The 13,740-nt window shown below is 55.0% G+C and carries 12 protein-coding genes and 1 riboswitch; of the genes, 4 read left to right on the top strand and 8 right to left on the bottom strand.

Going from position 1 to position 13,740, the window contains the following annotated elements; all coding sequences use genetic code 11:
* Positions 1-63: 63 nt before the first annotated feature.
* Complete coding sequence (locus NIZ92_RS06775) at positions 64-1,008, bottom strand: rhodanese-like domain-containing protein (RefSeq protein ID WP_060186948.1); 945 nt, start codon at positions 1,006-1,008, stop codon at positions 64-66.
* A 291-nt stretch (positions 1,009-1,299) separates the two neighbouring features.
* Positions 1,300-1,389, top strand: a riboswitch (glycine riboswitch).
* A 378-nt stretch (positions 1,390-1,767) separates the two neighbouring features.
* Between NIZ92_RS06775 and NIZ92_RS06770 the strand changes: the two genes are divergently transcribed.
* From NIZ92_RS06770 to dctP, 4 genes are all read left to right on the top strand, one after another.
* Positions 1,768-3,174 (top strand): amino acid permease, encoded by a 1,407-nt coding sequence (locus NIZ92_RS06770; RefSeq protein WP_031232286.1) that lies wholly within the window; start codon positions 1,768-1,770, stop codon positions 3,172-3,174.
* Between the two features lie 385 nt (positions 3,175-3,559).
* Positions 3,560-4,060: a TRAP transporter small permease subunit gene (locus NIZ92_RS06765; RefSeq protein WP_009458438.1), complete on the top strand. Its 501-nt coding sequence runs from the start codon at positions 3,560-3,562 to the stop codon at positions 4,058-4,060.
* Entirely contained in the window at positions 4,050-5,372 is a 1,323-nt protein-coding gene (locus tag NIZ92_RS06760) for a TRAP transporter large permease subunit (protein ID WP_254002935.1), read from the top strand. The genes NIZ92_RS06765 and NIZ92_RS06760 overlap by 11 nt, the downstream gene beginning before the upstream one ends.
* 18 nt (positions 5,373-5,390) lie before the next feature.
* Entirely contained in the window at positions 5,391-6,488 is a 1,098-nt protein-coding gene (gene dctP / locus NIZ92_RS06755; protein ID WP_254002934.1) for a TRAP transporter substrate-binding protein DctP, read from the top strand.
* 92 nt (positions 6,489-6,580) lie between these two features.
* Here dctP and NIZ92_RS06750 read toward each other — a convergent pair whose 3' ends face one another.
* From NIZ92_RS06750 to NIZ92_RS06720, 7 genes are all read right to left on the bottom strand, one after another.
* Complete coding sequence (locus NIZ92_RS06750; protein WP_254002933.1) at positions 6,581-7,603, bottom strand: cytochrome-c peroxidase; 1,023 nt, start codon at positions 7,601-7,603, stop codon at positions 6,581-6,583.
* 191 nt (positions 7,604-7,794) lie between these two features.
* On the bottom strand, positions 7,795-10,512 hold the full coding sequence (locus NIZ92_RS06745) for a TonB-dependent receptor (protein WP_254002932.1): 2,718 nt from the start codon (positions 10,510-10,512) through the stop codon (positions 7,795-7,797).
* Between the two features lie 101 nt (positions 10,513-10,613).
* Positions 10,614-11,558 carry a FecR domain-containing protein gene (locus tag NIZ92_RS06740; protein ID WP_254002931.1) on the bottom strand — a complete coding sequence of 315 codons (945 nt, stop codon included), beginning with the start codon at positions 11,556-11,558 and terminating at the stop codon, positions 10,614-10,616.
* The gene (locus NIZ92_RS06735) at positions 11,555-12,049 is read right to left on the bottom strand and encodes an RNA polymerase sigma factor (RefSeq protein WP_009458412.1); all 495 of its coding nucleotides are present in this window, start codon (positions 12,047-12,049) and stop codon (positions 11,555-11,557) included. Before NIZ92_RS06735 ends, NIZ92_RS06740 begins: the two co-directional genes overlap by 4 nt.
* Before the next feature lie 196 nt (positions 12,050-12,245).
* Positions 12,246-12,590 (bottom strand): zinc ribbon domain-containing protein YjdM, encoded by a 345-nt coding sequence (locus NIZ92_RS06730; protein ID WP_254002930.1) that lies wholly within the window; start codon positions 12,588-12,590, stop codon positions 12,246-12,248.
* On the bottom strand, positions 12,587-12,727 hold the full coding sequence (locus tag NIZ92_RS06725) for a hypothetical protein (RefSeq protein ID WP_239055334.1): 141 nt from the start codon (positions 12,725-12,727) through the stop codon (positions 12,587-12,589). Before NIZ92_RS06725 ends, NIZ92_RS06730 begins: the two co-directional genes overlap by 4 nt.
* A gap of 45 nt (positions 12,728-12,772) precedes the next feature.
* Positions 12,773-13,645: a LysR substrate-binding domain-containing protein gene (locus tag NIZ92_RS06720; RefSeq protein ID WP_254002929.1), complete on the bottom strand. Its 873-nt coding sequence runs from the start codon at positions 13,643-13,645 to the stop codon at positions 12,773-12,775.
* Positions 13,646-13,740: the final 95 nt, after the last annotated feature.

The raw sequence follows: 13,740 nt of genomic DNA, 5'->3' as shown, positions 1-13,740 counted from the left end.
GCGTGGTATCAAGCGTTCTTCTTGCAAAAACGGCAGACATGGTTTGATGTCTGCCGTTTTCCTTTACAGGGCCGGTTCGGGCTGATCAGGGTCGCGCTGTATATCAAAACCAGCGGCCCGCCAGGCTTCCAATCCGCCTTCCAAAGGGCGCACCCGACTATAGCCACTTTGCAGCAAGCGTTTGGACACCAAGGCTGCGGACACCTCATTGGGGCAATCACAATACACAATAATTTCCCCGTCGGTAATCAAATTCAGCGTAGCCTCACCCAAAGCCAGACTGATCGCCCCCGGAATACGTCCTTGCGCCTGCATCAGGGTCGAACGCACATCCACAATCGTGGGGGGCGTGTCCGAGGACAGCATCTGATGCAACTCTTGCACGCTGACACGCTCCATGCACAAGGATTTCATGAAGCGATGGCGCTGCCACCACTTTCTGGCAATGAATACCGCCAAAGCCAGCGCCAACAGGATTCCACCCACCACCCCCAGACTGATCAGCACATTCAGCAGCTCATCCACCGCCGAGCTGAACAAGGAGCCCAGGAACACGGCAGAGCCGGCCCAGACCGTAGCCCCGATGATGTCGTAAAGCAGAAAGCTTCTTCTGGGCGTCCCCACCGTACCGGCCAACACACTGGCAATGGAAGCAAAGCCGGGTATGAACTTGGCCACCATCAAGGACGGTGCCCCCCAACGCATATAAATGGATTCGGTCTGCCGAATACAGGAGTCCGGCGACAGTGAAATTTTGCACAGCAAAGCCAGCAATTTGCCACCATAGCGTCGCCCAGCCAGGTACCAGCCGTAATCCGCAATCATCGCGCCCAGCACGGCAAAACCCAGCAAGCCCCACAGGCTGTAACCACCGGACTCGTGCAAGGCACCCGTTACCACCAACACCGGATAGGCTGGCACCGGCGCCCCCGCCTGCTCCACCAGGACATTGAAAAACACGATCAACAGACCGTGTTGCTCGATAAGTTGCAGAATCGATTCGACCATATTACAAGGTACAAAAATTGCCAGACAGCCGATATTGTAGGCTGGTGTCGGCCGATTTCTGTTTCAACGCTAAAGCATTCCGGCATAGCTACCATGCAAAAAAACACGGCCCCTTTCAAGGGCATCTGGCCAGACTCGACGCCGCCACTTTCATCACGCCCCTGCGCTGTCCCCGATGCTGGCTCCGCAGCCACAAAACCCTTCAACAAACAAGAACTATTCTCATTAAAAGCCTACAGGTTAACGCTAGTAGTCATCGCTTTTTACCTGTCTATACAATAGCGGCGTCAATAACGGTTCAGGTGAGAGTCTTCACTTTGATGAAGCGCCGACGGAGCAACGACCCCGGAATCTCTCAGGCAAAAGAATCCTGAACCTTTGACCATCTGGAGAGAGGCACACCCGTGCCCACCGAAGGGGACCATCGCGAACCGATGGATAAGCTCTCAGGTAAACGGACAGAGGGGGTACAGAGGCCATATGGCCTGTGTTCACCTATTCGTCCGGAGCCTATTTATGAGCAGATAGTCAGGCGCCTTTTCTGGCCGCCTGGCATACCACATCCCTATTCCCATTTTTAATCGCACACAGGTCTGTTTTGACATTTCATGTCGTCAGAACAAGGAGGACTGCTGTGCGCTCCTCAGCTTATTTAGATCGGCATCAAGAAAACCGTCCTTGAGGACGGGTTGTGCCCTTTGTTTTCTCGCAGCACAGTCATAATTACGCATTTGAACGAAAAAAAATTAGGAGAACAGTGTGTCTCAGCAACATTCATCTGGACTGCAGCGCTCGTTGAAAAACCGGCACCTGCAACTGATAGCAATTGGAGGCGCTATCGGTACAGGGCTATTTATGGGATCAGGCCGCACCATTAGCCTGGCCGGACCCTCGGTCTTGTTTACCTACATGATCATTGGGTTCTTTTTATTCTTTGTGATGCGGGCGATGGGGGAATTGCTCCTGCATAACCTGGAATACAAATCTTTTGTGGATTTCTCCGCCGATATTCTCGGGCCCACCATGGGTTACTTTTTGGGCTGGAGTTATTGGTTCTGCTGGGTGGTGATTGGTATTGCGGATATTGTCGCCATTACCGGCTATACCCAGTTCTGGTGGCCGGACATTCCGCTCTGGTTACCGGGTCTGGCGTGTATCGCCTTCTTGCTGATCTTCAACCTGCTGTCGGCCAAATTGTTTGGCGAGCTGGAGTTCTGGTTTGCCCTGGTCAAGATCATTGCCATTGTGGCCCTGATTGGTGTGGGCGCTTACCTGCTGTTCACCGGCTTTGTTGGCCCGACCGGCGAAAAAGCCAGCCTGACCCACTTGTGGGATCGTGGTGGCATGTTCCCCAATGGCCTGCATGGTTTCTTTGCGGCCTTCCAGATCGCCATCTTTGCCTTCGTGGGGATCGAGCTGGTGGGTACGGCCTCGGCTGAAACGGCTGACCCTGCCAAGAACCTGCCCAAAGCCATCAACAAGATTCCCGTTCGCGTGATTGTGTTTTACGTGCTGGCGCTGACTGCCATCATGACCGTCACCCCCTGGGATATTGTGGCGCCCAACAAGAGCCCGTTTGTAAACATGTTCTTGCTGATTGGCGTGGGTGCAGCGGCTGCCATCATCAACTTTGTGGTGCTGACCTCGGCGCTGTCGTCCGCCAACAGCGGCATGTTCTCGACCGGCCGCATGTTGTACGGTCTGTCCAAGAACAAGCTGGCTCCAGAGGCATTCAGCCAGTTGTCGCGTAACGGCACTCCCCGTAATGGTCTGATCTATTCTTGCGCCCTTTTGCTGTCCAGCCTGTTCCTGCTTTACGCAGAAGGCGACGTAATGCGTGTGTTCACCATTGTGACCACCGTGGCCAGCATCTGCTTTATCTTTGTCTGGGCCGTGATTCTGATCACCTACCTGAAGTACCGTCGCATTCGTCCTGAGGCCCATGCCGCATCGAGCTACAAAATGCCCTTTGCGATTCCCATGTGCTACCTGACCCTGGCGTTCTTTGCCTTTGCGCTGTACCTGTTCAGCCAAGAAGAAGAAACCCTGATCGGCCTGATGGCTACGCCATTCTGGTTCCTGGCCTTGTTCATCTGCCTGCCTTTCTACAAGAAACGCATGAAGCAAGATCTGGCCCTGGGCCTGGCGGCGCAAAACATGCGCTAAGTTGTTGAAGTACACGGCACGGCTCTACCCGGAGCCGTGCTGATGCAGTCGGGTCTGGCCACGTTCTACACAACTTGGCTGGCACACACTGGCAACACTCCACCTTGCTGTCCCTGGACAGCAGATCTGGAACGAGGCTGGAGCCCGGCAGCAAAAAGCCACCCAAACGGGTGGCTTTTTTCATGCTCATTGTCGCCCCGAAAGTCTGGCTTTCACCTTCAGGCCCAGCACGATTTCCCAAGAAAATCACCCTTATTTACGCCTTATTACCCTTAATTATTAAACTCAAGTTTACGTAAGGGTAAACCCAAGTTGTGGCGCTTTAGAGCTTACTCATAGACTAAACCCGGTGTGTGGCCAATAAAAACGTACAAAAGGGACAAGCATGGTTTTGCGTCTAATCGACTCAATCAATGAATGGATAGGAAAGCTCATTTCCTTTATTGCCATCATTTTCTCCGCCATTATTATTTACGAAGTGTTCATGCGCTATGTGATGAATCAGCCCACTCGCTGGACTTTTGACGTCACCAAGCAGCTATATGGGTTCTACTTTCTGATGCTGGGCGCCTACGCACTTAAACATCAGGCCCATGTCCGGGTGGATTTGCTGATCAACCGCTTTTCCCCCACCGTTCGCAAATGGACCGAGATTGCGGGTTATCTGATTTTCTTCTTCCCTTTTGCCTGGGTATTTCTGACACGCAGCTACGACTTCGCCATGCGCTCGTTGGCGCAAGGCGAAACCACGTACGGCGCAGTACAGTTGCCCGTCTATCCCTTGAAGATGTCCATGGTCCTGGCCGCCGCGCTTTTGCTTCTCCAGGGCATTGCTGAAGTTATTCGTTTGTTGACCCAGAAGGAAGCCGCTCACCATGACGCCTGAACTGATTGCACTTGTCATGGGTGGCCTGCTCCTGCTTGGGCTATTCATGGGCCATCCCTTGGCCTTTGTTCTGGGCAGCACAGCCGTTATCGGTGCGCTGGTCGCGGGAAAACCCATGGTTCTGGGCATTGTCGTCAACCGCATTTACGGCGATGTTCTGGACAACTACACCCTGATCGCCATTCCTTTATTCATCCTGATGGCGCGCTTCCTGTCCGACTCGGAAGTGACTGACAAGATGTTCGAAGCCTTGCGCCTGCTCATGTCCCGCGTTCGTGGCGGGCTGGCACTGGCCGTGGTGTTCATCTCCATCCTTCTGGCGGCCACCACCGGCATTATTGGCGCCTCCATTACCGTCACCGGCATGATGGCCTTGCGCCCCATGCTGCGCTACGGCTACTGCCCCAAGCTGACCACCGGTGTTATTGCGGCCTCCGGCTGTCTGGGCATTCTGATTCCACCGTCCATCATGTTGATCCTGATGGCCAGCTACTCCCCCTTGTCCATCGGTGAGTTGTTCGCCGGCGCCTTGATACCGGGTGTCCTGCTGGGCCTTCTGTATGCCGTCTGGGTGGTCTTTGTGGCCTGGCGTCACCCGGAACGTGCCCCCTCGGTGGAGCCTGATGAAAAGATCTCCAAGCCCGCCCTGATCCGCATGCTGCTGGTGGAAGCGGTGCCTCCTATTTTCCTGATTCTGGGCATTCTGGGCTCCATGCTGGCGGGCATTGCCACGGCCACGGAAGCCTCGGCTATTGGCGTACTGCTGTCCCTGATGATCGTTATTTTCCGGGGCAAATTCAAATGGTCCATTTTCCTGAATGCTCTTTACGAAACGGGCCGTACTTCCTCCATGATTTTATTTATCGTGGTGGGTGCAACCGCCTTTACCGGTGTCTTTAATATCACCGGCGGTTTAGGTGCCGCACAAGACTTGATGCGTGGCCTGGATATGGAGCCCTGGCTGCTTATCGTGGTGATGCTGCTGATTATTTTTGTGCTGGGCTGCTTTCTGGACTGGACCGGCATTGTCCTGCTGTCCTTCCCGATTCTATTGCCCATTGTGCAAGAAATGGGCATCAGCCTGCTGTGGTTTGTAATTCTGGTCGCCGTTGTTTTGCAGACCTCTTTCCTGACCCCTCCCTTTGGTTATGCGCTGTTTTATTTGCGAGCCATTACGCCCAAATCCGTCAAAACCATGGAGATCATTACCGGGGTCATTCCATTCATTGGCCTGATTATTTTGATGTGCATCTTGCTGGCCATTTTCCCTGGCCTGGCCACTTGGCTACCCACCGTCCTGTACGGAACTTAAATAAAACAAGGAGACACCATGAAGCTAAGAAAGAAGGCACTCTTCGCCTTGACGGGTTTTGCCCTGCTGGGCATGACCAGCCTGAGCCAGGCGGCACAAAAGTGGACCATGACCAGTACCTGGCCCGCTTCGATCGAGCTGGTGGAGCTGGACAAGAAATGGGTAGAGCTGGCTAACAAGCTGGTCGGTGATGAACTGAAAATCGAGTTCTTTGAAGGCGGCGCACTGGTTCCAACCGGCGAGGTCTTCAGCGCGGTGGAGTCCGGCACCATACAAGCCGGAGCCGACTGGCCAGGCTATTGGGCAGGCCGCAACCCCGCTTTCTCCCCTTTAGGAACACACTCCAGCCTGTTCAACGCGGTTGACTACGCAAACTGGATCAAGGAATGGGGTGGCGCCGAGCTTTATAACGAGATCTACGGCAAGTACGGCATGGTGTACCTCCCCTACGCCATCACCAATAACGAATCCGGCTTCCATACCAATGTGCCGATTCGCAATCTGGAAGAAATCAAGGGCAAGCGTCTGCGCCTCTCTGGCCTCGAACAAGGCAAGGTGCTGGAAAAAATTGGTGGTACGCAGGTGTCCATGGCTGGCCAGGAACTGTATCAATCGCTTGAGCGTGGCGTGATCGAGGGAGCCGAGTTCTCCACTCCGAACGTGGACGTTTCTGCCGGGCTGCATCAGGTCACCAAGCACTGGACCACGCCGGGTTGGCACCAGTCCGCTTCCGTGTTTGGCGTCATGATCAATAAAACCGCCTGGGATGCACTCAGTGATTCGGCCAAGGAGAAACTGCAAATTGCCGCCGACGCCACCATGATGTGGTCCATTGCTTTTACAGAGAAAAAAGCGACGGAAGGTCTGCGCACCTTCCAGAAAGCTGGCGTGGAAATCCACCGCATGGACGATGAAAGCCTGAAGACTATTCAGCAAGTCACCAACGAGGTGATGATTTCCATGGCTTGCAGCAATCCTGATGCGGCCAAGGTATATGCCAGCCAGATGGAATACCTGCATGACTACAAGGACTGGCGCGAAACCTCCATGCCCTTCAATCTGGGACGTCCGATTGATGGCCCGGATCTGGAGAAAATCAAAGCCTGCCTGAAATAAAACGCCCTCCTCCAGTGAGCTTAAAAGCGATAGTGGTCCGCCACTATCGCTTTTTTATGCGCCCCGCAATCAAGTCTGAATCACTTTGATCGCTACAGGACCTGCAGAAAGGCCAGCAAAGCCTGAAGTTCCTCATCGCTCAAGTTCAAGACCTGTATCCGTTCCGATTTACGCGGCACCAAAAGGCCGGTTTCTTTAGGGTCCGGCCCCATTGCCACGTCATACATACGCAACAAGCCATCCAGGCTGGGGAACAAACCGTTATGCATCCAGGGACCTGCCTTGGCAACATTGCGCAGGCTGGGTGTTCGGAACAGCCCCAGATCCGCAGGGTCTCGGGTCCATTCAAATCGTCCCAGATCCTGCAAGCGACGCCCATAAAAAGACAGACCGATATTGTGAAAACCGTTGTCTGTCAGCATGGGGCCGTTATGGCAATTCATGCAGCGTGCCTTGGTACGAAACAAGTGCAGGCCGATCAGTTCCTGATCATTCAAGGCAGCCGTATCCCCGGCGATAAATTCATCAAAGCGCGTTGCTGCCGGGCGAATGGTAACGACATAGGCGGCCAAGGCACGGGCCAATCGCTCGGCGTCGATGGGATTAGATGAGGATGCGCCATAGGCTTGTTGAAATGCCTGACGATAGTCTTCCGAGTCCTGCAAACGTGGGATCAAGTCACTCAAGGCATGGTTCATTTCTACCGGGTTTTCTATGGGGCCGACAACTTGCTCCTGCAAGGTTCGAGCACGGCCATCCCAGAACAGATCTTTAGCAAAAGGCGCAGCAAACAAGGGTGGAGTACGGCGCTTGCCCATCAAGCCGTCCTCCCCTACCGCTGATGCCTTGCCATCGGTAAAGGACTTGTCGGGCTGATGACAGGACGCACAGGAGATCTGTTTTTTACGCGACAGCTGCGTGTCAAAAAACAATCGGGCGCCCAAGGAGACGATCTGCGTGTTCCTGGCATCCTCTGCCGCCTCGGGCTGGGCGCTGGAGCCCGGCCCAGGCACGGGCCCCCACTCTTGCCAGGGCTGCCCCGGATCAATAGTGGGCGCAGGCCATTGAGCGGGGACATTTTTATAGAGGGCGCGTAGACACCTGGCCTCAAGCATGTCCTTAGCTCCACAGGATTGCTCTGTTGTCTCCGACGCGGAAAGCCCCGTAGTGGCCACAGGAGCAGAAGCTAAACCTGAGCCAAGCTTCTGGTCCGCTCCTGTCTCCACTCCCCCCGCCGCGCAGGCTGCCCCTGACAGCACTGTTGCCAGTGCCGCCATCAGCAAACTTGCGCCCGCTTGTCCCCCTTTTAATACCGATAGGAAGCGCGCAGCCACAGCTCTCGTCCTGTGCGATAAAGGTTAGGGTTCAGCACGGAGGTCGGTGTCGAGACCACCACTGGCGCTTGCTTATCCAGCACGTTCAGCACATCCAGCCCCAGGCCCAGACCTTTAAGCATGGCCGGTTCCCAATCCAGACGCATATCCCAGGTCCAATAAGAACCGACCCGACCGGACTCGTACTTCTCCAAGCCATCGCCCCGATTCAGACCCACATAGTGCACATCCATGCGGGCGCTGTTCCAATTGATCCGGTTGTTCATCTGCAAACCATAACGCGCCCACATGCCGGTTACGCCAGCGCTGACTCGCCAAGGCAGGTTGTAGTCCCCCACTGGACGATCACCACGGCGTATCAGGTCGCCGTTGTAATAGATGTTTTCCTCCTGTGCCTCGGCTTCACCGTCATAACCGTCGGCCAACTTGTTATTACGCTTGCTGTGCTGATAGGTCACATCCACACGTCCCGTCCACAAGCTCTCGCCCAAGGTCCAAGGGGCCGTGTTCATCAAACTCAAGGTAACGGCATCGGTTTTGGACTTGCCATTATTGGTGTAGGTGTAGCCTGTCTTCGCCAGCCCTTCGATAGAGACTTGTTGACGGCCATAGCGGCGCACATAGGCCAGTTCGGCGGCCACTTTGTTCGTCAGCTGTTGCTGCAAACGCAAGGCCCACTCGTCGTCATACGGGGTTTTCAGGCCATCCAGCGTGTAGGCCGTATGCGAAGGACGGTCTACCGGATTGCCGCCCGTCACCAGCAAGGTGTGCAGTTGGCTCTTGCGCTCGCGCATGGCAATTCCAAGAATATCCATGCCGTAATAGCGCGACCAGCCACCCGACAGACGGGTTTCACCCGTTCCCAGCACATCCCATTCCAGCAAGGTACGGGGGGCCAGATTGGTGTTGCTAAAGTAGTTGTCCTTATCCATGCGCAAGCCCGTTGTCAGGGCCAGACGCTGCCAGGACATGCGATCCGATACATAAACGGACGCATTGGTATAGCTGACGCCCACCTCTCCAGCGCGGTAATAATTCAAGACCTGAACCTTGCTGGGCTGCCCATCGCTGTAATGGCGTTTCTGCCCCCCATAGGCATCCCGATCTCGGACAAATTCTCCCTTGGTATGGGCCAGCTCAAAACCTACGTAGGGCGTATGTTCGATTGCCCCGGTCTGAAACGGCTTGAACTCCAGTCGGGTCTTCATGGTCAGATTGCGTTGCTCGGTGGACTCCTGCCCGAAACCACCGCTGATATAGGTGTAGTCGGGGCGGCCATTGGGCAGAAACACCATATTGACCATATATTCCGTGCCGTCGGAATTACGGTAGCTGTTCATCTGGTCGTAACCCAGCTGCAAGCGCCCCTGCCCCCAGCCAAAATCATGGTTCAGGTCAAAGCCCAGACCATAGGCTTTTTGTTGATGCTGCCACTGAACACGATTGGCCATCATGCCGGAATCGACCAGATCCTCGCGTCGATCCGCGTACTTGAAGGTCCAGGCGGAATCCGTGCTGGCACTCCAACGGGTATGGATTTTGGCGAACACATTATCGACACGGTCTTTGGAGTTCGTATTCACATCGGTGAATTCCTTCTCGTGCAAGACGCGCATGGTGCGATCAATGCTGGACTCACGACGGGACACATTGATCAAGGCCGCAGTATTGTCCGTAATGCCCACATCCAGCATGGCGGATGAAAAACGCTTGGTCCAGGCAGGGGTGAAACCGGGTTCACCTGCCCCGAACTTTTTCTTCTGCTCTTCTGGCACGGTCTGCGAGGTCAGCCCGGAGGAGTTGTAGCTGAAGTCCGCACGGAAGCTGTTATTGCCCTTGGGATCACGCACCTTGGCATCGACCACGCCCCCAGTGAAGCGGCCGTATTCCACGGGAATGCTGCTATCGAGCACCGTCACGCTTTCCAGCATATTCGTGTCCAGGTTGTAGGCCTGGGGGTAGGCAGGCACATTGCCCACCTGCAAATTCAAATTGCGGCTGGCAGGATCAATCTGATTGGTGGAGCTGATGCCATCAATCTGGAACTGATTCTGGAACGGACTGGCCCCGTAGAAGCTGATATCCTCCAGCGCCAGAGAGCCACGGTTGGCACTGGTTTTCGCGGCCTCGTTCTGACGCACGGCCGGGTTATCGGCCAGAAGGCTGGACAGATCACGGTTACCTGCAGCACGTTGATCCAGTTCCTCGCGGGAATAGTTGCGTTCACCAACACGCTGGCCTTGTACACGGACGGGCTCCAGCACGGACAAACCTTTGGCAACAGTAGCCGTCACGATCGTATAGCGCTGATCGCCTTGGGCTCTGGCCGCCAGTCCCCAAGGGGCCAGTAAGGTATCCAAGGCCTGCTCAACCGTCAGTTCGCCCTGCAAGGCCACGGCTCGCTTTTCCCGAACCTGCCCCGGTGAAAACGCGATCTCCACCTGGGCCAGACGGCCAATTTGCAAAAGTGCATCAGCCAAAGGCTGAGAGGCCATATCCAGCACAATAGGCCCGGCAGCGTGTGCCGGCATGGGCTGCATCACGAACAAAACACTGGCCATCAAGAAAGCCAGTTGCCCCTGCTTGAAGCGCGAGCCTTGGGAAGAAGAAAGAGACTTGGTTGTCACGCCGGGGCGAGCTTGCCTGCGCAAGGCAAAAAGAGACGGCGTGTCCTGCAAAGCGCACTTCATGATTGAGCATCCTATGTAAACAACTACCCTCAGGACGCTGTGCTACCCCTCTCCCCTCACCCCTGATTGCCATCGTATTTTTTAATTGATAATAGTTATCATTAGTAAATAACTATAAGCCCTGGTAACTCCTTGATTTGCAAGCCTTGGCCCAGGGTCAGCAAGTTCAGGGCAGCGGCTGGGCGAGCCGCTTGCACCACACCGGACACTCGCATTGAGCCCGCCTGCTCGCTGCCAATCCAGATCACTCGATGGGTGTATTCCCCCAACTGACGGGCAACTTCTTTCAAGCTGACATCATCAAAGCTCAGCAAGCCGTTCACCCAGGCAGGCGCCGTTTCCGCATACGTGGACGTTGCAGGCTGAGCCAACTGCGCCCGCAGTTGCCCGCCCGCTACCGTGGCACTGTCTCCCGGCTGCAAGATTACTGGCTGCGAGCTCTCGCAAGACTGGCACTGCACCTGCACGGTATGTTCGTATACCGCCACGGCGCTGATCTGATCTTTAAGGCTGACCTCGTAGCGCGTTCCCAAAGCCGTCGCTTGTGCCGGACCGGCCTGCACGGTGAACGGACCTGTCTGGAGCGAAGCGGGCACCACCTGGAAGAAGGCACGCCCCGACTCCACGCTGACTTGTCGTTGGCCATTTTCAAAATTCAGACGCACACGAGTCTGTGCATCCAGAATCGCCACCGAGCCATCAGGCAAACTCAACTGAGTGATCTCCACCCCGCTGCGGATCGAGCCTTGCAGCTCAAACATCTGCCAGGCGTAAAAAGACGCTCCCATCAAGACACAGGCACTGGCCAGGGTTTTGACGCGTGACTTTCTCTTTTTACGGGCGATAGGCAACACCGAAACCTGATCCAGTCTCCGCCAACTGGCTGCCAAGGCATCGTAGGTTTGAGCATGCAACGGATCGGCTTCATACCAGGCGTCGAACTGGGCCAGGGCGTCCGGCTCCAGCTTGGTGCCTTCTTTGCGCACCACCCAGCGGGCGGCGTCTTCATCTACTCGGCTCCAGGCCGAATCTGGCTGCGCGTTCATACTGCGGAATTAAAGACTTGGTGCGCCACCAGCAAAATGCGCATCATGTGTTTCTCAATCGTGCTCTCGGACACTGACAACTTCTGGGCGATCTGCGCGTAGCTCATCTCTTCACAGCGATGCATCATGAAAATCCGCACACTGCGCTGGGACTGGGCCATCAAGGCTTGCTCCAGACGCTGCAAGGTTTCCTTGGCCAGCACTTCCTCATACGTATCCGGGGCATGGTGATGGGCAACACTCAAGGCGTAGCCATCGAAAGCAGCCTGCTCACGTGTTTGACGCCGATACCAGTCCGCCACAATATTGGCAGCCACTCTGAACACATAAGCCCGGTGGTTGTCTGCCGTGACCTGCTTGCCCTTCTCCAGCAAACGCAGCCAGGTGTCATGCGCGCAATCTTGCGCCAGTTCAGAGCAGTGAGTACGCCTGCGCAGATAGCGGATCAAATCCGGGTAATGGGTCAGGAACGCCGCCGTCAGCTTGGACATAGAGACAATCAGGTTAATATCTAATTAATAATCATTCTCATTATTATATACACGTCCAGCGCCTTGTTTGCTACTACCTGCCACCAATACGCTAGCTGATAGTTGCTGTCGCCTGGATGCATTCCCCTGTCTGTACGCATAAAAAAAGCGCAGCGTGTCTATACGCTGCGCCTGCAAAAAACCCAAGTTTGGGTACTTAGGCTTTCTTCAAATACATGGCCTTCAACAAGTAGCTGATGCCATCAATTTTGCAATCGACTTCGTGGTCACCACGAACCAGACGTATGCCTTTGGCCTTGGCACCTTTCTTCAAGTTGCTGGAGCCTTTGACCTTCAAGTCGCGGATCAGAATCACATCGTCACCCGCGGCCAGCAAGTTACCGTTGCTGTCTTTAACGATCATCTCATCGTCATCGGTATCTGATTCGGCAGCCGGGTCCGCGTCTTGCCATTCATAGCCGCAATCGGCACATACCCATTGCTCCGTGTCATGGTAGGTATTTTCCAAGGTGCACTGAGGACAGGGAAGCGGTGTGCTCATATTTTTTTCCTGTAAAAAGCTGGGTGCTGCTGCACCAGAAGTGCGGCCAGTTTAGCCCTTTGCATCAGGAAGACCAAAAACGCAAGATTCACATCAACCATGGCAATGGGCTTGCGGCCAAGCCGTACCTCATTCATAGCAACGTCAGCCCCTTAAAAAGGGCAAACAAACTGCGCATCAGGCTACAGAATTAACAATCTCTTCAAGCACCAATCCCATACTGCCTCCACCGACTGTCTGACCGGCGCTGATCGCTTGCGTACCAGATAGAAATCCGGCCCTAAAGTCCCTGCTTCCGCCACCTGCACCAGACGCCCAGCGGCCAGATCTGTTGCCACAAAAGCCCTGCACGCCAAAGCCACACCTTGACCCGCCATGGCTGCATCCAATGCCAGCGTTGTCTGGTTGAACACCGGGCCCGGCAATCTGCCACTGCCTTTCAAAAACGTAGCCCAATGATCGTGAGCATCATGCAATAAAGGCAAAGCACGCAGTTGCTCAATCGACAATGGAAGCGTCATGTTCCCTATCAAACGAGGACTGGCCACGGCCACCAGATCCTGACGAAACAGCAGTTGGGCCTCCAGATCCGGAGCAAACGGTGGACGAGTCAGGCGCACGGCAATATCAACCTGATCGCGCTCAAAATCCGACAAGGCCTCGGTTGCCACGGTACGCAGCTCCACATCGGGCAAGACCGCCTGCAAATCCCCCAGGCGGGGAATCAGCAATTTGGCCGCCACCGTGGGCGTGACGCTGATCGTGACTGTATCGGGGCGCACCAACAAGCGCCCTGTTGCATCAGCCAAAGTGTCAAAAGCACGAGTCACCTCGGCCAAATAGGCCGCGCCCGCTAAAGTCAGCTGCAAACCACGTGGATGACGCTGAAACAGCGCCAGCCCCAGATGCTCTTCCAAAGCCCGGACTTGCTGGGCGACCGCGCCTTGAGTCACGCCCAGCTCATCAGCAGCGGCACGGAAACTCAAACGACGGCCAGACACTTCAAAAGCACGCAAGGCATTGAGCGGAGGCAATGAACGGCGAGATTTCATCATTTTTTTGACAGTAGTTTTTCTACATCCTGGAGGGTTTATTTATCGCATGATTTTTCCATTTCCAGCTGAAATAATAATATCAATCTCAAAATATG

It is taken from the genome of Alcaligenes sp. 1735tsa3 (assembly GCF_024134565.1).
Lineage (GTDB): Bacteria > Pseudomonadota > Gammaproteobacteria > Burkholderiales > Burkholderiaceae_B > Alcaligenes > Alcaligenes phenolicus.
Note: the sequence above shows the minus strand (reverse complement) of the source record. Positions and strands in the feature narration are given on the sequence as shown.

Bases quoted from the DNA above. Each gene is read 5' to 3' on its own strand.
- NIZ92_RS06775 (WP_060186948.1), bottom strand. From the start codon at position 1,008: ATGGTCGAATCGATTCTGCAACTTATCGAGCAACACGGTCTGTTGATC.
- NIZ92_RS06765 (WP_009458438.1), top strand. From the start codon at position 3,560: ATGGTTTTGCGTCTAATCGACTCAATCAATGAATGGATAGGAAAGCTC.
- NIZ92_RS06760 (WP_254002935.1), top strand. From the start codon at position 4,050: ATGACGCCTGAACTGATTGCACTTGTCATGGGTGGCCTGCTCCTGCTT.
- dctP (WP_254002934.1), top strand. From the start codon at position 5,391: ATGAAGCTAAGAAAGAAGGCACTCTTCGCCTTGACGGGTTTTGCCCTG.
- NIZ92_RS06750 (WP_254002933.1), bottom strand. From the start codon at position 7,603: ATGCTTGAGGCCAGGTGTCTACGCGCCCTCTATAAAAATGTCCCCGCT.
- NIZ92_RS06745 (WP_254002932.1), bottom strand. From the start codon at position 10,512: ATGAAGTGCGCTTTGCAGGACACGCCGTCTCTTTTTGCCTTGCGCAGG.
- NIZ92_RS06740 (WP_254002931.1), bottom strand. From the start codon at position 11,558: ATGAACGCGCAGCCAGATTCGGCCTGGAGCCGAGTAGATGAAGACGCC.
- NIZ92_RS06735 (WP_009458412.1), bottom strand. From the start codon at position 12,049: ATGTCCAAGCTGACGGCGGCGTTCCTGACCCATTACCCGGATTTGATC.
- NIZ92_RS06730 (WP_254002930.1), bottom strand. From the start codon at position 12,590: ATGAGCACACCGCTTCCCTGTCCTCAGTGCACCTTGGAAAATACCTAC.
- NIZ92_RS06725 (WP_239055334.1), bottom strand. From the start codon at position 12,727: ATGAATGAGGTACGGCTTGGCCGCAAGCCCATTGCCATGGTTGATGTG.
- NIZ92_RS06720 (WP_254002929.1), bottom strand. From the start codon at position 13,645: ATGATGAAATCTCGCCGTTCATTGCCTCCGCTCAATGCCTTGCGTGCT.